The sequence below is a fragment of the Enterococcus columbae DSM 7374 = ATCC 51263 genome, assembly GCF_000406925.1.
Lineage (GTDB): Bacteria > Bacillota > Bacilli > Lactobacillales > Enterococcaceae > Enterococcus_E > Enterococcus_E columbae.
The window spans coordinates 961,166-986,742 of record NZ_KE136347.1 but is presented as its reverse complement, the minus strand read 5'-3'; the positions used below and the strand labels follow the sequence as shown (position 1 = coordinate 986,742).

Here is a 25,577-nt window from a genome sequence, read left to right as displayed (position 1 = left end):
TTATTAGTAAGATTTTGCTTAAATTAGGTTACAGATATTGTAAATGTATAGACTAGGTGAGATAAGCTATGTTAAAATACATGTTAGTAAAATTTTGAGGTGATGAAATGCTTATTTTCCCATTACTTTTGATGGTAATTTTATATTTTCAAAATATGTTTGGCTTAAGAGGAGTTGCCAGAATATCATCAAGTGTTTATTGGGGGGTGGGAGCTTTCCTTATTTCAACTTTTTTTGTTAGGTTGAATAATTCAAAGCTTACTTTTGGCGATGTGATTGGTTTTGTACCAAGTCAAAATATTGAGTTAACTTATTTTATTTTTATCATTGTTACAGGGGTAATTTACTTATTAGTTTATTTATTACATAATCAATTTGAAATTATTGATAATTTTCGTTTAAAAATCTCTGAAAAGATACTTTGTAGCGTGCTAGTGATTTGTTACGGCCTTGCTTTACTATTAATATATAGTGCCAATTGGGCAATGAATCATTTTAAGGGGATTGCAATAGATCAAATTATCTACACCTTGACACAACCATTAGATGGAACGGATTCCTCGCAAATTGATTCGTTTATCTTTGGACCAGTTATTGGTGTTTTCGTTACATTATTCATTACTACTGCTTTGGTTTATAGTTTGGTTCGTGTTTCAAAAAGTATTAATCGTTTTTTAATTTTTAGAAAAATCCGTTATCGTAAACTGTTTTTAACAATTCTGTCATCAGTCTTATTGATTGCTGGTTTTTTAATTAGTGTTAATGAAATTGGTTATGCGGAGGTAAAAGCTTACTTTTTTGAAAAAACGAAAATTTATGAAACGAATTATGTTAATCCCAAGCAAGTAAAAGTTACGTTTCCTGAACAAAAACGTAATCTGATTTATATTTTTCTAGAATCAATGGAAAGCACCTATGTCTCAAAAGAATTGGGTGGTGCTGAAAAACAAAACTTACTACCGAATTTTTCACAAATGATAGAAAATAACCAAGCCATCAATTTTTCAAATACTGATAAAATTGGGGGGGCGTTACCTATTACAACCACCTCGTTTACAGTTGGAGGAATGGTAGCGCAGACAGCTGGTCTGCCAGTAAAGGTGTCTTTAGGCGCAGATAGTCAAACAGAATTAGGTAATGAAGCCAATAATTATGGTAGCGAAGCATCTAGCTTTTTACCAGGAGCTTATTCAATTGGCGAAATCTTAGCCAAAGAAGGGTATACCAATACGTTAATGTTAGGTTCAGATGTTAATTTCTCTGGAAGAGCGAAGTATTTTACAGAACATGGTAATTATCGCTTATTAGACTATAACACTGCTAAGCAACAGCAATGGATTCCTGATGATTACTATGTTTGGTGGGGCTATGAGGACGAAAAGCTACTTGAAAATGCTAAAAATGTTTTAACTGAAACGGCTAGCACGGGGCAACCTTTTAATTTCACCATGTTAACGGCTGATACGCATTTTGAGGATGGCTACATGTCTGCTGATACACCACGTTTATTCAAGGATCAATATGCAAATGTTATTCATTTTTCAGATCAAATGTTAGCTGAATTTATTGCTTGGATTCAGCAACAACCTTTTTATGAAAATACAACAATCGTGATTTCTGGGGATCATTTGAGTATGGATCAAGATTTCTTTGATAATGTTCCTAGTAACTATCAAAGAACGATTTTTAACACGATTATCAATAGTCCAATTCAACCAGTTAATTCAAAAAATCGAAAATTTACAACCTTTGATATGTACCCAACCACGTTAGCAGCTCTCGGCGCCACGATTGAAGGCAATCAATTAGGGTTTGGTGTGAATTTGTTCTCTGATCAACAGACTTTGCCAGAAAAACTTGGTTATAAGTATTTTAATCAAGAAATGTCGAAACGTTCCAAGTATTATGATGAGAAACTATTAAAGAAACAAGAAGCACTATCTTCCAGTACGAAATAAATTTGTCCTGATTTACTATAAAAATTTGAGTAAATCAGGATTTTTTGTTTATATGTTTTTTATAGGATGAGATAGATTTAACCCATAGATTATTTTTGAAGTAGCCTCAGCGAAAACTTATAAAATTTTTAAATTTAATCGATTTTTCTCCTACTTTAAATGAGAAGATTGGTCGATTTTTGGAATTATCTTGCGTTTACTAGTGGCATTTTGTAAAATAGGACTGTTGATTATCTTATGTTTTGTAGATATAAGAAACCAAGGAAGGAATATTGATATGTTAAAAGATTTATTTTCTATTTTTAAGGATATTTTTACGAATAAAAAGCTATTGATGCAATTTTCGTATAATGATTTCCGTTCTCGTTATGCGAGTTCCACATTAGGAATTTTTTGGGCGTTTGTTAACCCGGTAGTTACAGTGTTAACTTATTGGTTTGTCTTTGATGTGGGCTTGAAATCTGGCTTAACGGATGGTAAATATCCCTTTATCTGCTACTTATTAACAGGGATTGTTCCATGGTTTTATTTTTCAGATGTGTTGGGTTCTGCGACCAATGTATTTAGAGAATATAGCTATCTAGTAAAAAAAGTAGTGTTTAATATTCGCATTTTACCTACATCAAAACTAATTTCTAACTTTTATATGCATATTTTCTTTATGATTATTGCCTTTTTAGTTACTATTTTAAATGGTTATTATCCAACCTTACAAACCTTACAAATCATTTATTATGCTTTTTGTATGATGATGTTTTTAACCGGTCTAACTTGGATTACGGCAGCAATTCAGCCATTTTTCCCAGATATCAATCAATTTATTGGAATTATCATGCAAACCTTGATGTGGGGAACGCCAGTCTTGTGGAGTATTAATACTTTTCCACCTGTAGTACAAATGGTTTTGAAAGCCAACCCACTATTTTATGTGATTCAAGGTTATCGAAATGCCTTCTTTAGCGAAGGATGGTTCTGGCAACATCCCGCATTGAGCATTTACTTCTGGGTTTGGACAATTGTACTTTTACTAGTAGGGAGCGTTGTCTTTAAACGTTTGAAACCTCATTTTTCTGATGTATTATAAGGAGAAAATCAATGACAGATTATGCAATTGAATTAAAAAATATTACCAAGACTTATGCGATGTATGCAAAGCCAACTGATCGTTTGAAAGAAGCGCTAGACTTACGGCGCCGCTCATTTCACGAAACCTTTTATGCGCTAAATGATGTGAATATTCATGTTAAGAAAGGTGAAATGATTGGCTTTATCGGTGAGAATGGTTCAGGAAAATCGACATTATTAAAAATCATCACAGGTGTATTAACCCCAACAAGTGGTGAGATGAAAATCAATGGGAACATCGCTGCGTTATTAGAATTGGGCTCTGGTTTTAATCCTGAGTACTCAGGTTTTGATAATATCTATCTAAATGGGATGGTTTTAGGTTTTACCAAAGAGCAAGTGGACGAAATGGTTGATGACATCATTAATTTTGCGGATATTGGCGATCATTTATATCAACCGGTAAAAACATATTCTAGTGGAATGTTTGTCCGTTTAGCTTTTGCAGTGGCGATTAATGTTGATCCAGAAATTTTAATTGTCGATGAAGCTTTAGCGGTTGGTGATTTGGAATTTCAATTAAAATGTATGGAGAAGTTTACAGAGTTTCGCAATGCTGGTAAAACGATTCTTTTCGTTTCACACGATGTGAATGCTGTTCGTCGTTTTTGTGACCGCGTTTATTGGTTAAAAAATGGGGTTGTTGAAAATGAAGGAGAAACGATGGAAGTGACTGAAGAATACGAAAACTTCCTAAAACGTAAATCCTTGAAAACAATTGACCGTGAAAAAAGTGTGGTTGAAGAACATAGTGCCCCTGAAATTGTCACGGTGGATTCTGCTGTGTTACTTGATGAAGCAATGCAGCCAATTGATATTGTCGAACAAAATTCACCGGTATATGTGAAAGTTGAATATACAGTAAAAGATGATTCACCGAAAAATCCAGTTTTAGGTATTGCTATTCGAACCGTCCAAAATCACTATGTCTGTGGCTTGAATACCTTACTAGATAAGACCCCAATTCCATGGAAATTAGGTAAAAATACTTTCTACTTAAAATATCCGAAAATGGCCTTGCTTAGCGGGGAGTACTATTTTGATGTGGCTTTCTTTGAAGAAAACGCGACAGTTCCTTTTGTCTATAAGACTAAATATGTAACGATGTTTATTACGGGCAAATATGTAGGTGAAGGAATTGTTGTCTTGGATCATGAATGGAAGGATTCGATTTAGATGAAATATGATTTTGAACTTTCTTTAGATGAGCATACGAGCATTGGTAAAATTGTGAAGCAGATTAAGCCAAATAGTCAAGTTTTAGAATTTGGTCCTGGTAATGGTCGCATGACACAATATCTTATCAACGAAAAGCAATGTGAGGTTTCTATTGTTGAGTTTGATAAAGAGCTTTTTGATTATGTGATGCAATTTGCCAAAGATGGTGTTTATGGCAACATCGAAGATTATCATTGGGTGGAGCGATTTAAAGGACAACTTTATGATGCAATCGTTTTTGCCGATGTTTTGGAGCATCTAACCAATCCAGAACAGGTCTTAAAAGCGGTCGTTCCATTTTTAAAGCCAAACGGTCAAGTATTGATTACTTTCCCAAATATTGCGCATAATTCAGTATTAATTGATTTATTTAACAATCGATTAAATTGGAATCGCTACGGCTTATTAGATGCTACTCACCATAGTTTCTTTACTGAACAAGGCTTTATGGAGCTATTTAGACGAGTGGGCTTAAATGTAGCGATTGAAGATTTTACCTATTCGCAGGTGGGTCAAAATGAAATTGCCTCACACTACGAGGATTTATCCTTGCGTGTGCAGCATGAATTTAAACAACGTGAATTTGGTGAGGTTTATCAATATTTCTTTGCTTTAACTAAAGCACCGGTTGCCAATCCAGTCATTTTGCGACCTGAAAATTCAAATTTTGTTAAAACGGTAACCTTATTTATTGAAACAGCCCAAGGAGTACAACCACAAACTTATCCGTTGAACAATCGAACTGGAGAAAATCGTAAGTATTCATTACAGCTACCTAGTGACTTATTAAATCTCTATATTCAGCCTTTAGCTGGTGATGGTATTGTTCAATTCAAGGTGTGGGTAGATGGCAAGGTCTTTCGTCATTTTGAAAGTCGTGCACTTTGGCGTAAGGATGGCATGTATCTTTTCTCAGGTAACGAAAAGGAAAACTTTTTTGTACTAAATGGTCACGATGTTGCTGGTAAAACGGTTGAGATTGAATTAATTTATTTATTTGATGGTCGTTTTACTGAATTAGAGCATATTGTGCTTAATGACTTTAAGCGACATCGTTTAGAAAAAATGCGCCTAGAAGAAGCGCAGACAGCTTTTGAAAAAGAGGTGCAGGCTCGATATGACTTTATGTCAGCTAGATATAATCAGGTTATTCAGCAAAAAGCATGGCAAAGACATCGCAAATATGAACAATGGCTTGAAAGCCTATTTTTCAGTCGCAGTCATCAAAAGCTACAAGAAAGATTGGTTCAGTTAACAATTGAGTCAGTTGAAGTGGATGCTGAGCTGCATACGACGATTATCAAGGGCTGGGGCTTTTCTAAAAATGACTTGGAGCCATTAAGTTATCAATTACGTTATGATGAAGGTTGTTTTTATAAGGTAACCCCACTATATCGTAAGGATGTTAACGATGCGTTTGATTTACCAGCCAAACAAAAGTATGGCTTTATTATGGAAATCGAACAGTTTGAGCAAGCGGATTGTTTACATTTAACCATTCAAACAATCAATGGGGAACGAATCCCCGTTTTAGTGAATCGTCATAATTTATCCAATGCCTCTCTATATAAACGAGTACGCTATGTTTTAGGGATGGTTCGTCATTTAGGCATTAAAGGGACGCTTAAGCACATCAAAGCCCGTAAAGAAAATCAAGATCAATATGAGCGCTGGATTGAAGAAAATGAGCAGTTTAATTTGGAGCAAATCCAAGCTGAAATTGCGCAATTTAAGTATCAACCTAAGATTTCGATTGCTGTTCCGGTGTATAATGTTGAAGAAAAATGGTTACGGGTTTGTGTAGATTCATTAAAAAACCAGTTTTACTCAAATTGGGAGCTATGTATTGCCGATGATGCGTCTACGCAGACTTACATTCGTCCATTATTAGAAAGCATGATGGCAGAAGATGAACGAATTAAGGTGGTATTCCGTGAAGAAAACGGCCATATTTCTGAAGCAACGAACTCCGCTTTAGGGATTGCGACAGGAGAATATATCGGTTTTATGGATAATGATGATGAATTAGCACCACATGCCTTATACGAGGTCGTAAAAGCTTTAAATCTGGATCAATCCATCGATTTTATTTATACTGATGAAGATAAGATTACCACTAGAGGCAAACGTTTTGATCCATTCTTTAAACCAGAATGGAATCAAACCTTATTGATGGGCCATAACTATATCACTCACTTTGTTGTTGTGAAGAGGGAATTAGTCTTAAATCAAGTAGGTGGTCTAAGAAAAGAATACAATGGTAGTCAGGATTATGATTTTGTTTTACGTGCAACGCAAGCAGCACATAAGATTCACCATATTCCAAAGATTTTATATCATTGGCGAACGGTCGAAACCTCGACGGCGTTAGATCCACAAACTAAAGAATATGCCTATATTGCTGGAAAGAATGCGTTAATCGATACGCTAAAGCGTGAAGGAATCCGTGGCAATGTTACGATGACTAAAAATTACGGTGCTTATAAAGTGGATTATGAGCATGGGGATAAAGTGAAAATTAGCTTGATTCCACTAATGCCGGAATTAGTCAATGCTAATTGGGCGAAAGAACTATTAGAAAAGACGAATTATTCTAATTGTGAATTAGTCTTACCAGCAAATATTACTGATTTTAAAAATGCCCGAGTCGTTCTAGCTGGAGGAAATAGCCTTGAAGAGTTAGTTCAACAGGCAAGTGGGGAATATTTAATCTTTATTCATCCAAGCTTACTTCCACAAGAATCACATTGGCTAGAAGAAATGGCTAATTTTATGCTGATGCCAGAGGTTGGCTTGGTAACGGGCAAAATTGTCAATAAAGATGATTTTGTCATGAATGCGGGGGTTGTTTTAGATAATGAACAGCAAAGCTTAATCTATGAGCAAGCTGGAGTATCGAATAAAACATTAGGTTATTATTTTAGAATTGTTTTACCACGTGAACTTTATACCGCTACTGAAGATTGTTTGATGATTAGTAAGACAGATTATCTGCAATTAAATGGCTTTAATTTAGCCTTACAATCTCAGCTAAGAGGGGTGGACCTAAGTATTCGTATGCAACAATTAGGTAAAAAGGTAATCTTTACACCGTATGCGACATTGGTTGAACAAGTCAATATTTCTCGTCAAATAGATAAGAAGGCTTATGGACAAATGGCCGCAGCTTATACAGCTGACCTGCTTGTGGATACCTATCAAAATCCAAATAAATTAGTTTAGGAGAAGATTATGGCTGATAAATATACCGTTTATATTGATAATATCTTGCGAAATGGTTCCAATGGTAGCATTGTGATTAATGGTTGGGCATTAGATGAAGAAAGTAAAACTGTTCCCTCTATTCATGTTGAAGGTTTTCCTGGTAATGTCCAAATCTCTTATGTTTACCGTGGTGATGTGAATGCTTTACACAAGCTAGCCTCTAATGTCTCTGCAGGCTTTCAAATTGATTTATACGGAAAAGCAACTGGTCCAATTCAATTAGTATTTGAGGGGCAAAATTGCGTTTGTAAAAAAGAAGTAGTCATTGATGGGAAGCTACCATTAGTACCGGGAACCGAGAGTGCTTGGGTGCAAAAGCTAAATCGCTTTAAGCGTGGTTTAGGCTATTTGCGTCGTAATGGTTTGATGAGTACGCTACGTCGTGTCAAAATGGATCAAGCACCCGGTAAGAGTGTTCAGGACTATCAACTATGGATTCAACAAAATGAAAATTGGGATATTGAGGCGATTAAAGCTGAAATTAGCCAGTTTAACTATCAACCAAAAATTTCTATTTTGATGCCTGTTTATAATGTCGATCGGGTGTGGCTTGAAAAATGTATCGATTCTGTCAAAAATCAGTATTATCCAAATTGGGAGTTGTGTATGGCAGATGACTGCTCAACTGATCCAAATGTACGCCCAATTTTAGAAAAATATGCACAAAGCGATGAACGCATTAAGGTAGTGTTTCGTAAAGAAAATGGTCATATTTCTAAAGCAACGAATTCAGCCTTAGAAATTGCTACTGGTGAATTTGTTGCCTTATTAGATAATGATGATGAATTAGCGCCGATTGCTTTTTACGAAGTGGTGAAGGCACTAAATGAAAATCCTGAATTAGATTTGATTTATAGTGATGAAGATAAAATTGATATGCAGGGCAATCGTTTTGATCCAGCGTTTAAACCAGATTGGTCATATGATTTATTGCTAGGTACCAATTATATTTCGCACTTAGGCGTTTATCGTCGTTCCATTATGAATGAAATTGGCGGTTTTCGAGCTGGCTTTGAAGGCTCGCAAGATTATGATTTAGTTTTACGCTTTACAGAAAAAACGACCGCCAATCGTATCCATCATATCCCTAAGATTTTATATTACTGGCGAATTTTGCCAACCTCTACGGCTGCAGACCAATCAACGAAGGGTTATGCCTTTGAAGCTGGTTTAAAAGCAGTCCAAGAGGCTTTAGTTCGTCGTAATATTAAGGGTACTGCCCGTCATGCGGCTGGTAATGGCTTATATGATGTGGAATATGAGGTATTGAGCGAAGACTTGGTGAGTATCATTATTCCAACTCGTGATGGCTATGATGATATGTTGCGCTGTTTAAACTCAATTGTGGCTAAAACAACTTATCGTAATTACGAAATTATTGTCGCTGATAACGGCAGTACTGATGAACGCATGCCTAAGCTTTATCAAAAATTCAAGGAACAACTTGGTGAACGTTTTGTAGTCGAAGTCATTGATATTCCTTTTAACTATTCACGAATCAATAATTTAGCTGCTAAAAAGGCGAAAGGAAAATATCTATTATTCCTAAACAATGATACAGAAGTGATTACTGAAGGTTGGATTACCAAGATGGTTTCCTTTGCGCAGTTTGAACGTATTGGTGTGGTGGGAGCCAAGCTTTATTATCCTAACCAAACCATTCAGCATGCTGGCGTGGTAGTCGGTCTGGGTGGAGCAGCCGGGCATTGTCACCATACCTATCCAAAAGGTGATTTTGGTTATTTTGGTAAATTGGAAATTAATGTCAATTACTTAGCAGTAACGGCAGCTTGCTGTATGATTAGAAAAGCTGACTTTGATCAATTAGGTGGATTTGAAGAAGAATTAACCGTTGCCTTTAATGACGTTGATTTGTGTCTGCGTGAATACACGGCTGGCCATGATAATGTCTGGTTACATGGAGTAGAATTATATCATTACGAATCACAAACCAGAGGATATGAAAATACCCCTGAAAAGAAGAAACGTTTTGATGAAGAAACACAGTTTATGGAAGCGCGTTGGGGTAAATATATCGAAAACGATCCTTACTATAATCCAAATCTTTCACGTGTGGGTGGACATTTTGGCATTCGACTAGCTGATGAAAAATAAAATAGTTCAAGCTTATTCTAAATTTCGTTACTGTTATTTAGAATAAGCTTTTTCTTTTTTGAATTAAAGTGGTTCTTTGTCAACTAGTGTTGTTGGCAATTAAGTCGATGGGAGAGGAAGTTATTTTTTCGATGACTTTCTCTCCTGTTTTTATTTTCTTTTTCAATCGATGCTTTTTGTCAAACAGGCAGCTAAGCGTGCAAGGGTGACCGAGACGAAGATCGGTCACTTGCAAAGCCCTTGCACAAGCGAAAGCTCGCCTGTTACAATAGCAGTCTGATTGAGAAAGAGATTTAGGCGGATTTCTCCCCACAATTTCTTTTAGTTGGTTGTTTTGTATGCCAATTTTCTTCGTATAAAAAGATTCTTCTTCGCATATTACTAAAGTTTCTAAATCCAAAAGCCACTCGCTGAAAGACCTTGATTAAATTGTTTTTCCCTTCTAATTTTCCGTTGGAGTAAGGGGATTGTATCGCATTTTTTATAGCGTGTGTATGTTTGATTAAATATTTCAGCGATTTTTTAAAGGCTATATCTAAGTCTTCAGGTAGCGTGTGAAGAATATGGAAGAATTCGTCTAGCTGCTTTTGATGAAAACAAGCAAGTAGCTCTTGATAAATCTGGTAACACTGTCTGAATGCATCATCAAAACTAAGTAACGTATCCACCACCTCAGTCTGTGTCACATATCTTCGATCGAATAAGGGATATTGTACATATTTCTCAAAGTTTAAGTGATCTTCAGGCATTAAAAGCAACTTCCAATAGCGTTTGAATTTATTGTAAGCACGTTGATTTTTATAGCGCAATGCTTTCATCACTTGAATTCTTTTTTTATTCAACGCTCGAGTGAGTTGTTGGATAATATGGAAACGATCAATGACAATTGATGCATTGGGCAATACTTCTTTAATGACATAAGGATAAGCGGCATTCATATCCATGACCACATATTTGACACGATTTCGACTTTCCAAACTAAAACGTAGAAAAAAGTCTTTAATTACGAAATTTCTGCGATCGTCTAAAATATCAATGATTTTCCCGGATTGTCCATCACTTAAAATAAAGCACATTTTCCCGTTACAATCGCTCGTTCCTTTGAATTCATCAATGAGCAGGCATTCTGGTAGTTGCATATGGTAAGGATTTAGCTCATAAGAGTAAGACTTTAAGATTCGTTCAACTGATTTAGGCGAGACAAAATAGCGCTTGGCGATATCCGTCATTGCACATTTTTGCTTCAAATCATGTAGGATAGCGAATTTCAATGCATTTGAAAGATAGCAACGTTCATCAACGATGTTTGTCGTAGCGGAAAACGTTTGTCCGCACGCTTTACAACGATAACGTTGCTTGTATAAACGCAGGTAGGTCGGCACATTTTGATAAGGAATCATTTGAATCAAACTAGCTTTAGGCGTATGCTTAATAACCGTACCTGACTTTCCACAAGAAGAACAACAATGGGGATTTTCAGGGTAGGAAAGCAAACCAGAAAAGACTTTAGAAAACACGCCATGGACCTTCTCGTCAGAAAATGCGTAAGCATAAGCAGGAAAAGTAATATGTTTATCCTTAATATTTAGGATATTTTTGATAAGATTCGTTGTACTTGCACAAGTTTTTTTGATATTATGTAAGAAAGACATCATGTTTCACTCCTTAATGGTTTTGGTCGACTTAATTATAGAGGAAACAGATGTCTTTTTCTATTGTTTCAAACAAAAAAAGATATTCAGCGTTATCCTCAATTTGAGTAACAACACTAAATATCATAGAACCATTAAAGTAAAGTTGCCTTGACGAATGAATGAAGTTCCGTTACAGTTAAGACTGTGTGTATGTACAAATGTACAATATATATGTACCAACCATTGATACATATGTTGATACAAATATAACTAAGTCTAAAGTTATTGATTGAAAGGAAAAAATGAAAATGTCACTTTTATCGATTATTGTACCTTGTTACAATGAAGAAGAAACGGTTGAACTTTTTTATAATGCAGCAGAAAAGGTTCATCAACAATTAGCCATGGATTTTGAATACATTTTTGTAAATGATGGATCAAAGGATAAAACTTTAATCCAATTACGAAATTTAGCGAAAAAACATTCTAATGTCCGCTATCTTTCCTTTTCAAGAAATTTTGGTAAAGAGGCCGCTTTATATGCAGGTTTAAAAGCAGCTCAAGGTGATTTAATTACGGTAATGGATGCTGATTTGCAGGACCCACCAGAATTATTACCAGAAATGATTCAGGCAATTGAACTAGAAGGTTACGATTGTGTAGGGACTAGACGAACGACTCGTGAGGGTGAACCACCTATTCGTAGCTTTTTTGCGAAAATGTTTTATCGCATTGTCAATCGAATCGGTGAAGTTGAAATGGTTGATGGTGCTAGAGATTACCGTTTAATGACTAGACAAATGGTTGATGCAATACTTGAATTAAGTGAATATAATCGCTTTTCAAAAGGCCTATTTAGTTGGGTAGGTTATAAAACGAAGTATATCAGTTTTGAAAATCGTGAACGCGTTGCAGGGGAAACATCATGGTCATTTTGGAAGCTATTTAAATATTCAATTGATGGAATCATTAATTTTTCAGAAACACCACTCAATATTGCTTCATTTATTGGCGCTTTTTCTTGCATTGGTGCAGGATTAGCCATGATTTTTATCATTATTAAAACCTTAATTTTTAAAGATCCAACAAGTGGCTGGCCATCATTGGTTACGATTATTTTATTTATGGGTGGCTTGCAGCTATTATGTATTGGAATTATTGGTAAGTATATCGGTAAAATCTTCTTAGAGACGAAAAAGAGGCCGATATATATTGTTCAAGAAACAGAAAAAACTAGAAGGGATTAATAATGAATTTACAAAGACAACATCATAAAGTCAATGAAATTGAGCAACAACCAGTCTATTCAATGAAAGAATGGATAGTTTTAAATAGTCCTCAAATAATGACAATTTTAATTTTATACTTAGCGGTTTTAGTGAATATTGGTTTAGTAAACTTTCCATATATTGATGATATTACGCGTCAAATGTCTGGCGTACCTAATTTTGGCGCACATTATTCAAGGTGGGGCAGTGAAATTTTTTCATGGATCTTCCAAGGTAGTCGACATTTAACTGATCAAGGCATTACTTTGTTTATTTTATCTAGTTTAATCTTAACTTTGACTAGTAGTCTTGCTTTATCTTATGTTTATAAAGAAAAAATTCCTTGGGGAGCAGCGATTATTTCTGTATTGATCGGGATTAATCCTTGGTTTTTAGAATGTTTGAGTTTTCGCTTTGATGGTCCATTTATGGCATTAAGTATCTTATTTGGCTTTACGGCTTTTTATTGGTGGAATAAACCTAAATGGCAACTATTCATAGCGTCAATTCTTTCAGTATTTATGCTATGCAATACGTATCAATCTTCCTCAGGGGTATTCATCATTGTTGCGCTAACCCTTGCTTATAAAGAAATTCTTGATGGGCGTAAGCTAGTTAAGGTTATGCATAAGTTGCTTATTAGTGCGCTAGGTTTTATCCTAGGTATGGGGATATACCTAATAGAAACCAAATTTAATCCAAATCTAAGTAATCGAGGTGAGACGGTACAAATTGCCTCGATAGGTAAAATGCCACAAACAATCATACAAAATATTCAAGCTTATTATGAGACGATTACGACGGATTCTGCTAAAATTTGGCTTTTAATGTTGGGAATATTGATTGTTGTTTTTGCCTGGTATAGCCTGATAAATACGAAATTGAACTATTTATTCACCTTAGCTTTTGCTACGAGCTATCTGGTGGTTGGCGCTATCTTAAGTTACGGTGTACTATTAGTTTTTGCTCATCCATTAGTTAAAACAGTTGGTCGTTACGGTGGTTTTGGCGTATGGGTATTCGCGGCTTTAGTCGGGATATTATCTGCACAACAACTTACTGATAAAAAGATTAGTCGATACGTCATTCAAAGCTTCTTGGTAGTTTTCATGTATTACCAACTAGCCTTTGGATTTGGCTATGCAAGCATGCTCTCAGCACAAAAATCAGCCTTTGAATTCCAAAGTCAAAATTTAGTAGCTGATTTGAAAAATGTAGTTACACCTGAGCAAAATGTCTTGCATGTAGATCATTTATTCGCATCACCAACTATTTTGGAAAATGCGAAACGTAATTATCCGATTCTAGATAAAATTGTACCAAGCATTTCTAGTATGTATTGGCCAAACCAATTTTGGTTCAACCACTATACCCAAATTGACGTGTATTTAGACACTAAGCCAGTAGATTTCAATACTTTTGTTCAACAAAATCCAACCGCCCAATTGGTTGCCCAAAATCATTATTATGATATGTACTTACTAAACAAGGAAATCTATGTTCGCATGAAGAAATAAAAGTATAAAGAAGAAAAAAACAGTGGAGAATAGGTAGCTTATTTATCCTCTTGGCTACTTCAAACATAAAATAGACGTTTCAATCTTAAAGAAAGTTTCTTTAAGAGGTGAAACGTCTATTTTTTTAATGATTATTTTGCACCATAAAAGGCGATTTTCTCATCTTTCCAACCTAATTGAATCAATTGATCGCGTTCACTTGCGCTAGGGGTATAATGGTGGGAGCCAGCGCCCTTCGCATTTGGATTAAAGACACGATAAATTGGTGTAGATTGGTTGGCATCAGAGTAAAAGGCAATGCCTTCTTTTTTCCAACCTGATTTAGCGACAGCTTCGTATTCAGCTAATTGTAAGGTATAGAAGTGCTCGCCAGAATTAGGATTATATAAGCGATAGACTGGATTACCAACTGAAGGAATGTACCAAGCGATTTTTTCATCCTTCCAACCTAAACTGATTAGTTTTTTCGCTTCATCTTGTTTGGCAGTATATAAATGCTCGGCAGAATTTGGATTATAGACTCGATATAAGGATTGGCTAGCAACATTTGGTTCAGCTGGTTGTACTGGTGTTACAGGCTCAGTAGGTTCCAATGCTGGTACCGATACAGTTTGATTAAAGCTCTTCTGTGAAAGAATTTGACTACCTTGTGCATCACTGGTTAACATTGCAGTCACTTTTATACTATGACCACGTAGTTCATCAGTTACTGGAACTGTTTGGTTAAAGCCTGAGTACCAAGCATCATTCCCTAAGTTAGCTGCTACATCTTGTCGACCGGTTGCTTGGTAATTGATTCTCCGTAATTCCTTACCACTTTGTACATCGCTAAGGATTAACCAACGATAACTTGTACTTGGGGCTTTTTCATAAAATTGCCAACCATTAACGGTTAATTGTTCACCATTTAGCTCAAAGCGATCAAGTGAAGCACTGTCGATAATTGATTGAATGGTATACCATTGATTAAAGGCAACATCAAAGATTGCCGTTTGGCTATTTGCTTGTGCTAAATTACGCGCGACTAACCGGACCTTTTTCCCACGTAACGAATCTGCGAGTTTAAAACTAGTATTAAATCCAGATAGTAAGCTTGTTGACCAAGAACGATAAGCTATTCCTACATCAGCACGTGGAAGTAAAGCTAGTGGCATCCGTGTGACTTCTTGATTATTTTCATCAAAGACTGAAAGATAAGGAAGACCTTGCTTACTTAGGGTTGAATCAAAGAACCAACCACTTACTTGGACATCATTCCGTTGATTTTTAAAACTGTCAATATTGCCGGTACGTACATTACCATCAATTTGATAGCCTTTAGTGAAGTGAACTTGGTAGAGTAGATTATCTCCATTTGCACTAGCTGCTTTCCCTGCTTTAAAGTAAACCATCTTTCCACGCAGACTGTTAGGTAGATTGGTCGTTAGCTCAAAACCACTATTCCCAGCATTGGCAATATTTGGATAAGCACTAGCCACATCCGCACGATGCGTTAGAGTTAGTGGGAAACGAGCAAGCTCATGTTCATTTGCATCTAAAGCATAAAGATAAGGATAACCTGTAGTAGTTGCTTGAGAGCTTTCAAACCAACCTTTAATTTTCATTTGATCGTCCATGGCAGCAAAATAATCAATACTACTTACTTGTACATCTGGTGTAATTCGCTCACCGGTAATTCGTTCCACCATATCCCTAGCAACAAAATCTAGGTTTTGACGTAAGTGGGTTACATCTAGTGTATTGGTAATAAAACCAAGTTCCACTAAACGATAGGCAATCCCACGATGATTTAAAACATTTAGATTGAGTAAATCGCTACGCAAGCTCAAACCATAATTTCCAGCATAACTAGGATTTAACCCAACATATTTATTGACAATTTGGGCAATGGTTTTATTTGCATTGGTTACCTGGGTTGGATGGACAATTACATGACCACCACTTGCATTAGTATTAGTTGAAGCATCTAAATGGAATTCAGTGACTGATTCATAATTAGGAATAGTATAAGCACCTAATTCGTCACAGCTATCTTGGTACATATCATGACTAGGATCATAGAAGTTGATCTTACTATACTGTAATTGACTAGCATATTTTTGCAGTAACGGTAGCAATTCATTGCGGGTAAAGCTTGCTTCATTCGTTCCATTCCCTCTAGCGCCAGGATCACCTGCACCATGTCCCATAACAAACAGATATTGCTTAAATAGCGTAGGCACCCCAAACTCATCATTTGGCTTGAAATTACCTATCTTGTCAAAATTAATACTTGTTTTAGGTAATAGGGCAGTATCACTTGGTACTGTCTGATTAGAGACCTCTGCATAAACATTTGAACCGACTGTAAGAAAAAGGACAAACGCAATTAAATAAAAATACAGTCGGACGATTTTTTTCATTAATAATTCCCCCTAAAAAATGTGAATAAAGTATTGTAAAAATACAAGATTCATTTTATAATTGTTAAGAAAATAAATCAATGGATTGAATGAAATCAATCAATTTTTCTGAATTCTTCATTTTCTAGGCAGATTTGTCTTGAAATATGTCGTTTTTTTTTGAAGATTTCATGGTAAAAACGTTGACATGTTCCATTCACTGATTTAGAATCATAAGTGTGCTATGTCGTTGGTACATTTTCAAAAATTACCTAAGTATGGAGGTTTTTAAATGAAAAACAATAAAAACGTGAGAAAAGACAACCTTTCTCCAGTAGAAAACGGATCAAAACGTATCTACAAAATGTACAAATCTAAAAAGAACTGGGTTGTTGCACCGGTTGTATTATTAACTTTATTAGGTGCCGTAGCTCCAGCTCCAATCGCTTTAACTAATGTGGTTAATGCGGAAGAAACAACTGTTGTAGCAGCAACAGATACAACAAAACAAGATGCTTTATCTAAGTTAAATACTTTAAAAGGTTATGGTTTTGATGTTTCTGCACAAGAAAACTCAATTAAAAGTGCGACAAACCAAGCTGATGTTTATACAGCTGTACTTAATGCTTATAAGTTAGTTACTACCGACACTGCTAAAAAATTAGTAAGTAATTATGACAATATCAAAAAGGCAGTAGAAGATGCTGCAACTGCTGGTAAAGTCACTTCTACAGAAAAAGATGCATTGTTGGGAGCTTTAAAATCTTCTGCTACTACTGAAGCAAATACTTATGTAACTACTGTAGGTGGATATACTTCTTCTACGACTGATTTGTATAAAAATCTAATTGATCAATTTACTACATTAGAAAATGCTTCAAAAAAAGTTGAAGCTGCAAATAATGATGTAAAAACTTTATTAGATTCTTATGTTACAGGTAATGTTTCTGCTGATGCAAAAGTTACGGCAGCAAACGCTATTGTTGATGGCTTGAAAAATCTAAGTGAAGCACAAAAAGCTGCATATGATGCAAGCATTGTAGCTGCTCAAAACACATATACTCAAGCTGATAAATCTACTGATGTAAATGCTAAAAATGCGCTAGATACTTTAATTAATGCAGTTGATACAGCTCTATCTACCGCTAAAGAAGCAGATGCTACGAATTTATCAAATGATGTTACTGCAGTAAAATCTCTATCTGCATATACTGGATTATCTAGTGAATTACAAAAACAATATTCAGATAAGCTAGATGCAGCAAAAACATTAGATGCTGTTAAAGCTATTAAAGATGAGTTAGTGGCTAATGAACTAGCAAACAAACGTCAATCTGCTTTAGATGAAACCATCAATGTAAATTACGGTTCTTTTGGTGCTTACTATACAACAGGTACAGCTACTGAGACACTTGCTAAGAAACAAGCAATTGTTGATTACTTTAAAGGATTAGTTAATAAAGCAGATACAACTGATAAAGTTACTTCTGTAACCAATGACTTCGAAACATGGGCTGGTTATGCTAACATGACTGCTGCTAAAGCAGTGGTGACTGTTTCAACAATCATTGGGGATACTCCTACTCCAAACTTAGATGCAACAGCTCGTGCAGAATATACTTCAAAATATGAAAGATTAGCTACAACAGCATCTCCATTAGAATTGAAGAAATTAGTTGATGAAATAGTGGCAGCAAATACTAAAGCGTTAGAAGATGCTAAAACAGCTGCTGAAACAGAAGTGAAAGGTTTAGCAAACTTACCAAAAGCTGATTTAGAAAAAGCATTACAAGATATTAAAGATGCAGCAAATGTTTCTGGAGTGAAAACTGCTATAGATAATGCTAAAGCAGCTGTAGTTGATCCTGAACTAAAAGCTGCTAAAGATAAAGCAACTGAAGCTATTAAGACTTGGAAAGCTGCTGATGAAGCAACATACATTAGTGCTGTTAATGCTGAAACCACTGTAAATGGTGTAAACAAAGTATTTGCCGAAAAAGCTAATGCTTATCTAGGAACTTCTAATACTTCTGCCTTTGGAAAGAATGATGTAAAAGATATCAAACCAATTGCTTTAGCAGTATTGGATACTCTTGGTTTAAGTGATTCAGATTTAGCAAAAGCAAAAGCCGTGGTCAATGCAAGCGATGCAACAGTTGCAACTATCTATGATGGATTAAAACCATTCTTTACAAAGACAGTGGACATCGCCCAAAATGCTATTACTCAAGCAGCGTTAGTAAAAGCTCAAGAAGATGCGAATAAAGCCATTGATAGTTTATCATATTTAAGTGATGCTCAAAAAGCTGACTTCAAATCTCAGGTTGCTAAAGCGACAACAACAGCAGCAATTGGTGCACCTACAGATTTAGCTACAGCTGATACTATTGTTGGTAAAGCTAAAAAAGCAAATGAAACAGCTAAAACATTAGCAACTGTAACTAAACCTGAAGCTGTACGTAAAGTGCTTGCTCTTGAAAACTTAACTTCTGCCCAAAAAGCTGATTATCAAGCTAAGATTTTAGCTGCTAGTGATTCAGCTACTGTTGACTCATTAGTTGCTCAAGCTCAATCACTTGATTTACAACAAGAAACTGATTTAGCTACATTTAAAGCTAAAGCTGCTACTGCAGATACTGGTGCAATCGCCAAATTACCTAATTTAACCAATGATGAAATAACAGCATACAATAATGCTGTAAATGCTGCTACTACTTTAGAAGCTGCTAAAGATGCCTTTAATAAAGCAGTGGTACAAAGTAACAAAGCAACTGATGCTGAGACGGTTAAAAGTTTGAAATCTTTATACGATAACGGTAAGTTCAATGAAGGTCTTGCTAAAGCTGCTTCATTAAATGATGAAAAATTAAAAGCTGAATGGACAGAAAAATTTGCTGACGCAGTTAAGTTAGAAAATGCTAAAACTGCAGCAATCGATACTATTCGTAAGGCTGATTACTTAACAGAAAAACAAACGAATGACTTTGTTAAAAATGTTAATGCAGCAACTTCTACAGCTGACGTAGATAAAGTTTTAGATGAAGTGAAAGCTTTAGCTCCTGCAACAGCAGTACAATTATACCGTGCTTACAACCCTAACTCAGGTGAACACTTATACACAGCTGATAAAGCTGAATATGATCACTTAGTATCATTAGGTTGGAAAGGTGAAGGTAATGCTTGGAAAGCAGCTTCTAAAGGTGCTCCAGTATACCGCCTATACAACCCTAACTCAGGTGAACACTTCTACACAATTAGCGAATCAGAATACAATGATGTAGCTAAAGCTGGTTGGAAGAAAGAAGGCGTAGCATTCTACTCTGATGCAAATAAAGGCGTAGAAGTATTCCGTCTATTCAATCCAAATGCAAAAGGTGCAGGTTCTCACCACTATACTACACTAGCTAGCGAACGTGATGACTTAATCAAAGCTGGTTGGAAGTATGAAAATGTTGCATTCTTCGGATTAAAATAATTCGATTAACGACATAACCACATGAAGAGAGCGATTCGTCGCTCTCTTTTTTTTGGCTTTTTCTTATTTATCTATAAAAAAATCAGATTCAATAGGCAGAATGAATGATGTAATTGGTCTAAGATAGAAATAGATGAATTAAGAAGGGAGCAATTTTTATGAATCAATCAAATCGGGAAGCGATTATTTTTAATGAGGTAATTGATGAATGGTTAGCAAGCTATCAATTAGGAGTCAAAGCAAGTAGCTTTGCCAGAACGGAGGAAATTGTAGAAAAGTATTTTCGCCCAACTCTTGGTTTATTGCACATTCAAAGTATTTCTACAGAGCTTTGCCAGAAAACAATTGATCAATGGGTTGATCTTCATTCGTATGCGCGTTATTCGCTATTTGTGAATTATTTAAGGCGAATTTTTCAATTTGCTATGTTTAAGGGAATCATTACGAAAAATCCACTAATGCAAGTTCTTGTTCCTGTCAAAAAAGAGGAAAAAAACAAACCTAGATTAAAATTCTACACCAAGGCTGAATTGCAATTATTTTTATCTACAATTTTACAACACAAGCAAAATGATTATTTAAAGAGTCGTGATTATATGTTGTTTCGTTTACTAGCTTATAGTGGTTGTCGGATAGGCGAATTATTGGCGTTAAATTGGGAAGATTTGAATTTTACTACAACAGAGCTTTCTATTCATAAAACGGTAACTAAGTCAAAGCGTTATTATATTTCGCCAACACCTAAAACGGAAAAATCTCAACGAATCATTTTATTGGATAAACAAACAATTGATTATTTAAAGGATTGGCAACAAAAACAACAACTTTATCTTCAAAAAAGAGGCTTTGAGCGAGCTAATTTTCTTTTTACAAATGGGAAAAATCAATTTACCATTAATCAAGCAGTGACTGAAAGATATAAGATTTACCAAGAAGCCGCTCAGCTTGAATATATCGGCTTACACGGCTTTAGGCATACGCATGCTAGTCTATTATTTGAAGCAGGTGCTGATTATAAGGATGTGCAAGAAAGATTGGGGCATGAAAATATCCATACCACCATGGATATTTATACTCATTTAAGTAAGCAAAGACAATATGACACGATTGAACGTTTTAGCCAATATATCAATAATTGATTGTTTTAGATGATTTTAAACAAGTAAAGTATAAAAACCGATTTACGTAAAAATGGTAAATCGGTTTTTACTTGTTATGATAAAAATAGGTGAGTAAAATCAGCTGGATTACTTAATCGACTCATATCTAATTCTTTTGGATAACCATGCAGATGCCCATTAGAAGTAAATTGATGTAGCTGATAATTGTGAGTAACTTTGGGATAGCCAGAGAGTAAGCCATTATTATAGCCATAATAAGGAATCCAAATCGCATCAAATTTGGCTACATCTATATTCATTTTGGCATAGACATGATGACCAATATAGGCACCGACATTTCTTGCGCCTAATGCTTTTAACTGACTGCGAAATGCTTCTGCGCCAGCTCGCATATTCGGCATGGTCATTTCTTCAAAATCTCCCCACCAAAAGCTTGGTTGATAATCCTTGGCTAACTGATAAAAAGAGGTCGCTTCTGCTTTCATTTCCTCAACTGATCCAGCTTTAATATAGGCATACACAGCTACAGGAACCCCTCGTTTTTTTAATTCAGTAAGATGCGTACGGAAATAACGATCTTCGCCGGTAATTAATTGTGCTTCGTTTTCAAATTGTTGAGCAATCGTCCCATGTTGAATACGAACGATCACACCATCCACCGCATTTGCAAAAGCATCATAATTAATTAAATTTGGATGCTGATAACCAGAAATATCGACAATTAAAGGCTGAGGTAGCCCTTGATCAAAGATTTGGGTAAACAATTCCTGATAAAATGCAATTCCTTCGTCATGCCAGCCTTTTTTAATTAACTGTAAGCGTTCATTACCATTAATCGTGTATAAATGAGAAGCAACCTGACTAGCATTTGGATTATATAAACGATAAACTGGTGCAACTGCATTTCCATTGCCAGAATAGCCAAAGATTCCTTCATCACGCCAACCACTTGCTACTAGACTAGCTTTTTCATAACCGTTTGTTGTATATAGATGCTCACCAGATGGAATGTGATACACGCGATAGATGGGTTGTCCTTGATTACTTGTATTCCAAGAAACACCTTCATATTTCCAGCCATTTGCTGCTAATATAGATTTTTCGACATGATTGATGGTATAAAAATGCTCACTACTATTTGGATTATATAGGCGATACATGCTACTTGCTTTAACTTTATCTACTCCTACAAACATAGAAAAACAAACTAAAAGAAATAGAAAACAACCATAGAACTTTTTCAACATAAAAACTCCTTAATCAAATTGATATCATCCAAATTATAATATAAGTACATTAGAAAATGAATAACAAATATATTTTTTAAATTCATAATACAAAAAAAGAGAGCGACGAATCGCTCTCTTCATGTGGTTATGTCGTTAATCGAATTATTTTAATCCGAAGAATGCAACATTTTCATACTTCCAACCAGCTTTGATTAAGTCATCACGTTCGCTAGCTAGTGTAGTATAGTGGTGAGAACCTGCACCTTTTGCATTTGGATTGAATAGACGGAATACTTCTACGCCTTTATTTGCATCAGAGTAGAATGCTACGCCTTCTTTCTTCCAACCAGCTTTAGCTACATCATTGTATTCTGATTCGCTAATTGTGTAGAAGTGTTCACCTGAGTTAGGGTTGTATAGGCGGTATACTGGAGCACCTTTAGAAGCTGCTTTCCAAGCATCCCCTTCACCTTTCCAACCTAATGATACTAAGTGATCATATTCAGCTTTATCAGCTGTGTATAAGTGTTCACCTGAGTTAGGGTTGTAAGCACGGTATAATTGTACTGCTGTTGCAGGGGCTAACTCATCTAACTTATCTTGGACTGCTTTTACATCATCTAATGATTTAGCAGCATTTGCTTCTTTTGTAAGTTCAGCTTTCTTAGTAGGAGTTAACTCTGAATCAGCAATAGCTTTAACTAATTTTTCTTTCGCAGCAACTAAGTCTAATGCATCTTGGAATTTCTTCGTCCATTCGGCCTTTAATGATTCATCATTCAATCCCTTAGTAGCAGATAAACCAGAGTTATATAAACCAGCATCTAAATCTTTTTGTAACTCTTCTACTAATGCTTTATCAGCAAGTTTATTATTTTCTGCAACAGCTTGTTGGTAAAGAGAACGAGCTTCGTCTAATGAAGTAGCTGCAGAGATTAATCCCGTATAAGCAGTTTTCTTGTCAGAAGAAAGTTTAGATAAATCATTTACATATTCATTTAAAGTGCTCTTAAGAGTTCCAAGGTCTGTAGTTTGTTCTGCACTTAATTTTTTAGCAGCATCTAAAGCTTTATCAATATCATCTTGTGATTTGGCAGCTTCAATTTGAGCAACCACATTCGCTTTTTGTTCAGCTGTTAAATTAGTATAATAATTATTAGTATCTGTAATAAAATCCGCTTTTGCCTGAGGTTTTGTTTCTAACTCGAACTTGCGATTTGTAGCGTTTACTGCATTAGCACCAGTACCTTCAGTAGTAAATACTTTTTCAACATCAGTTGCTGATTTAGCAGCATTAATTTTTGCTGTAAAGTCTTTAACTTGTTCTTCAGTTAGATATGTCAATTTAGGCAATTTTTCATTAAGAGCAGCAGCTTTAGCATCAGCTAATGCTTGAGCGTCTTTTTCCGCATCAAATTCTGTTTTATTTAAGGTTAAATATGTTTCCAAAAGAGTAGAAACATCAGCTGCAGTAGTTTTAGTAGCTAATTCTTTCTTAGCTGCATCTTTATCTTGAATATAATCTAATAAATCAATAACAGCTTGAGCATCTTTCACTGCCTGTTCTGCAGATGTAGCAGCAGCAACTTTACCAGTTCTATAAGTTTCTAATGCTGATAAAACTGCTTGTTTAACTGCAGTAACATTCGCTGCAGAAGTAATGGCAGAAACATCAGCTGTTGCGTTTTCAGGTAATCCTTGAACAGCTTTCTTAGCAGCCTCTTTAGCAGTATTTAACTCAGATGATGCATTCGCTTCTTTAGCAACATTTAAAACATTAATAACTGAACCATTATCTGTAGCAGTGTATACCCGTGTAGCAGCATCGATTTGTTTTTTATAATCATCTTTTTGAGTTTGTGTTAAGTTTGCTAAACCATCAATAGCTGTTTTAGCATCTGTTTTCGCAGGTGCTAAAGCCGCAGTATTTTCAGCAGTTACCTTTTCAAGTAATTGCATACTTTCAACTGGGAATTTAGTTTGCTTATACTGTTCTTTATAATCAGCAACTTTTAATGGATTAATATTGTTAAAGTTATCAAATTGTGTACCAACAGCTGGAGTGTAAGAGTCTAAAAGTGCTTTAGTTCCAAAATCAGTAACTGCTTGATTCATAGCCGTAGGAGTAGTTGCAGCTTTTACTTTATCCTTGTAATAAGTTACTAAAGCATCTTTTTGAGCTTGCTGATCTTTATATAATGCTCCCCAAGTAGCAGCAAGTTTCGCTTTTTGATCAATCACAGCTGTAAAATATTGTTGATTTAATGATTGAATTTGAGCTACAGTAGTTGCATCATTAAATTGTTTTTTGATTGAATCATATACAGACGCATCTAAGCTCAATGTGTTTCCTGAAAGTTGAGTGCTAGCATCTTTAGCAGTTTGTAAAGTTGTATTATTATACCCTTTTGTAGTATTTACTAAAGAATCAACACGATCATAAAAATTGCTTGAAGATGATACAACAGAAATTTTTTGTGCTTCAGCTGTTGCGTTATTATAATCATTTTGAATTTCTTTCAAATCTGATTCAAATTTTAAACGTTGTGAGTTAGTTAAATCTGCTAATGCAGCAACTGTAGATTTAGCAGTAGCGACTTTTGTAGCAAAATCAACATTTTGTTTAGCAAACTCAGTAGCGTTGTCTAAAACTTTTTGATTTGCTTGAACTGTGTAATTGTATGCTTTTTCTAACGCAGCTAATGCATCAGTTAATTTCTGATAATCAGCTGCTGTAAGACCTGTAATACTGTTTACAACTTGTTTGTAATCAGTATCAGTTGAAAAAGCTACTTCTTTACCATCTTTGTCTGTTGTTTTAGCAATAGTTTGTGTAAAAGTATATGTTGCTTTTTCAGTTGGTGATAAAGTTAATTTTGTTAAAGCATCTTCTTTTGCTTTTAAATCATTATCAAAGTTAACTACATATCCATTAACTTCCGTACCGTTTTCTACAGCTTTAACAAAAGCTGCTTTCACATTTGTTAAAATTGTTGCAGAATCACTATTTGTTTTGATGTTGTTTACTTCTGTAGTAACATCAATTCCTTTAGCAGTCAAATCAGCCAAATGATTCAAAGCATCTTTCTGAGCATCAGACATATCTTCAGCAGCAGCAACTGTTACAACATTTCCTAGTGAAATAGTAGCTGGAGCAAAAGCACCTAATAATGTAACTAATACAACCGGTGCAACAACCCAGTTCTTTTTAGATTTGTACATTTTGTAGATACGTTTTGATCCGTTTTCTACTGGAGAAAGGTTGTCTTTTC

At 35.3% G+C, this 25,577-nt stretch carries 13 protein-coding genes; 9 read left to right on the top strand and 4 right to left on the bottom strand.

The annotated features are described in order from the left end of the window. The first annotated feature begins 107 nt into the window (after positions 1-107). From RK02_RS04545 to RK02_RS04525, 5 genes are all read left to right on the top strand, one after another. Entirely contained in the window at positions 108-1,958 is a 1,851-nt protein-coding gene (locus tag RK02_RS04545; protein WP_016183082.1) for a sulfatase-like hydrolase/transferase, read from the top strand. Positions 1,959-2,235: 277 nt separating this feature from the next. Then, positions 2,236-3,042 carry an ABC transporter permease gene (locus RK02_RS04540; protein WP_016183081.1) on the top strand — a complete coding sequence of 269 codons (807 nt, stop codon included), beginning with the start codon at positions 2,236-2,238 and terminating at the stop codon, positions 3,040-3,042. A gap of 11 nt (positions 3,043-3,053) precedes the next feature. After that, positions 3,054-4,259, top strand: coding sequence for an ABC transporter ATP-binding protein (locus RK02_RS04535; RefSeq protein WP_016183080.1), 1,206 nt, complete (start codon positions 3,054-3,056; stop codon positions 4,257-4,259). After that, complete coding sequence (locus RK02_RS04530; RefSeq protein WP_016183079.1) at positions 4,260-7,523, top strand: glycosyltransferase; 3,264 nt, start codon at positions 4,260-4,262, stop codon at positions 7,521-7,523. A gap of 9 nt (positions 7,524-7,532) precedes the next feature. Beyond that, positions 7,533-9,680 (top strand): glycosyltransferase family 2 protein, encoded by a 2,148-nt coding sequence (locus RK02_RS04525; RefSeq protein ID WP_016183078.1) that lies wholly within the window; start codon positions 7,533-7,535, stop codon positions 9,678-9,680. Positions 9,681-9,973: 293 nt separating this feature from the next. Here the strand turns inward: RK02_RS04525 and RK02_RS04520 are convergent, their stop codons facing one another. Beyond that, a complete protein-coding gene (locus RK02_RS04520) occupies positions 9,974-11,332 on the bottom strand; it encodes an ISL3 family transposase (protein WP_016182232.1) in 1,359 nt (452 codons plus the stop codon). A gap of 290 nt (positions 11,333-11,622) precedes the next feature. Between RK02_RS04520 and RK02_RS04515 the strand changes: the two genes are divergently transcribed. Continuing rightward, positions 11,623-12,561, top strand: a complete 939-nt coding sequence (locus tag RK02_RS04515) for a glycosyltransferase family 2 protein (protein ID WP_016183077.1) — start codon at positions 11,623-11,625, stop codon at positions 12,559-12,561. A 2-nt stretch (positions 12,562-12,563) separates the two neighbouring features. Continuing rightward, positions 12,564-14,099, top strand: a complete 1,536-nt coding sequence (locus RK02_RS04510; RefSeq protein ID WP_016183076.1) for a glucosyltransferase domain-containing protein — start codon at positions 12,564-12,566, stop codon at positions 14,097-14,099. A gap of 131 nt (positions 14,100-14,230) precedes the next feature. On the opposite strand, the gene RK02_RS04505 is transcribed toward RK02_RS04510, so the two are convergent. After that, complete coding sequence (locus RK02_RS04505; protein WP_016183075.1) at positions 14,231-16,501, bottom strand: N-acetylmuramoyl-L-alanine amidase; 2,271 nt, start codon at positions 16,499-16,501, stop codon at positions 14,231-14,233. 271 nt (positions 16,502-16,772) lie between these two features. Here RK02_RS04505 and RK02_RS04500 point away from each other — a divergent pair, with 271 nt between their 5' ends. Beyond that, positions 16,773-19,955: a KxYKxGKxW signal peptide domain-containing protein gene (locus RK02_RS04500; protein ID WP_016183074.1), complete on the top strand. Its 3,183-nt coding sequence runs from the start codon at positions 16,773-16,775 to the stop codon at positions 19,953-19,955. 158 nt (positions 19,956-20,113) lie between these two features. After that, entirely contained in the window at positions 20,114-21,094 is a 981-nt protein-coding gene (locus RK02_RS04495) for a tyrosine-type recombinase/integrase (protein ID WP_016183073.1), read from the top strand. Positions 21,095-21,168: 74 nt separating this feature from the next. Here the strand turns inward: RK02_RS04495 and RK02_RS04490 are convergent, their stop codons facing one another. Together RK02_RS04490 and RK02_RS04485 are read right to left on the bottom strand one after the other, a co-directional pair. Beyond that, positions 21,169-22,323: a GH25 family lysozyme gene (locus RK02_RS04490; RefSeq protein ID WP_016183072.1), complete on the bottom strand. Its 1,155-nt coding sequence runs from the start codon at positions 22,321-22,323 to the stop codon at positions 21,169-21,171. A 144-nt stretch (positions 22,324-22,467) separates the two neighbouring features. Continuing rightward, positions 22,468-25,577 (bottom strand): KxYKxGKxW signal peptide domain-containing protein (locus RK02_RS04485; RefSeq protein WP_016183071.1); only part of this gene is annotated, 3,110 nt, incomplete at its 5' end.

Coding starts and splice junctions, on each gene's coding strand:
- RK02_RS04505 (WP_016183075.1), bottom strand. CDS start 16,501: ATGAAAAAAATCGTCCGACTGTATTTTTATTTAATTGCGTTTGTCCTT.
- RK02_RS04500 (WP_016183074.1), top strand. CDS start 16,773: ATGAAAAACAATAAAAACGTGAGAAAAGACAACCTTTCTCCAGTAGAA.
- RK02_RS04525 (WP_016183078.1), top strand. CDS start 7,533: ATGGCTGATAAATATACCGTTTATATTGATAATATCTTGCGAAATGGT.
- RK02_RS04510 (WP_016183076.1), top strand. CDS start 12,564: ATGAATTTACAAAGACAACATCATAAAGTCAATGAAATTGAGCAACAA.
- RK02_RS04520 (WP_016182232.1), bottom strand. CDS start 11,332: ATGTCTTTCTTACATAATATCAAAAAAACTTGTGCAAGTACAACGAAT.
- RK02_RS04535 (WP_016183080.1), top strand. CDS start 3,054: ATGACAGATTATGCAATTGAATTAAAAAATATTACCAAGACTTATGCG.
- RK02_RS04490 (WP_016183072.1), bottom strand. CDS start 22,323: ATGTTGAAAAAGTTCTATGGTTGTTTTCTATTTCTTTTAGTTTGTTTT.
- RK02_RS04545 (WP_016183082.1), top strand. CDS start 108: ATGCTTATTTTCCCATTACTTTTGATGGTAATTTTATATTTTCAAAAT.
- RK02_RS04495 (WP_016183073.1), top strand. CDS start 20,114: ATGAATCAATCAAATCGGGAAGCGATTATTTTTAATGAGGTAATTGAT.
- RK02_RS04540 (WP_016183081.1), top strand. CDS start 2,236: ATGTTAAAAGATTTATTTTCTATTTTTAAGGATATTTTTACGAATAAA.
- RK02_RS04515 (WP_016183077.1), top strand. CDS start 11,623: ATGTCACTTTTATCGATTATTGTACCTTGTTACAATGAAGAAGAAACG.
- RK02_RS04530 (WP_016183079.1), top strand. CDS start 4,260: ATGAAATATGATTTTGAACTTTCTTTAGATGAGCATACGAGCATTGGT.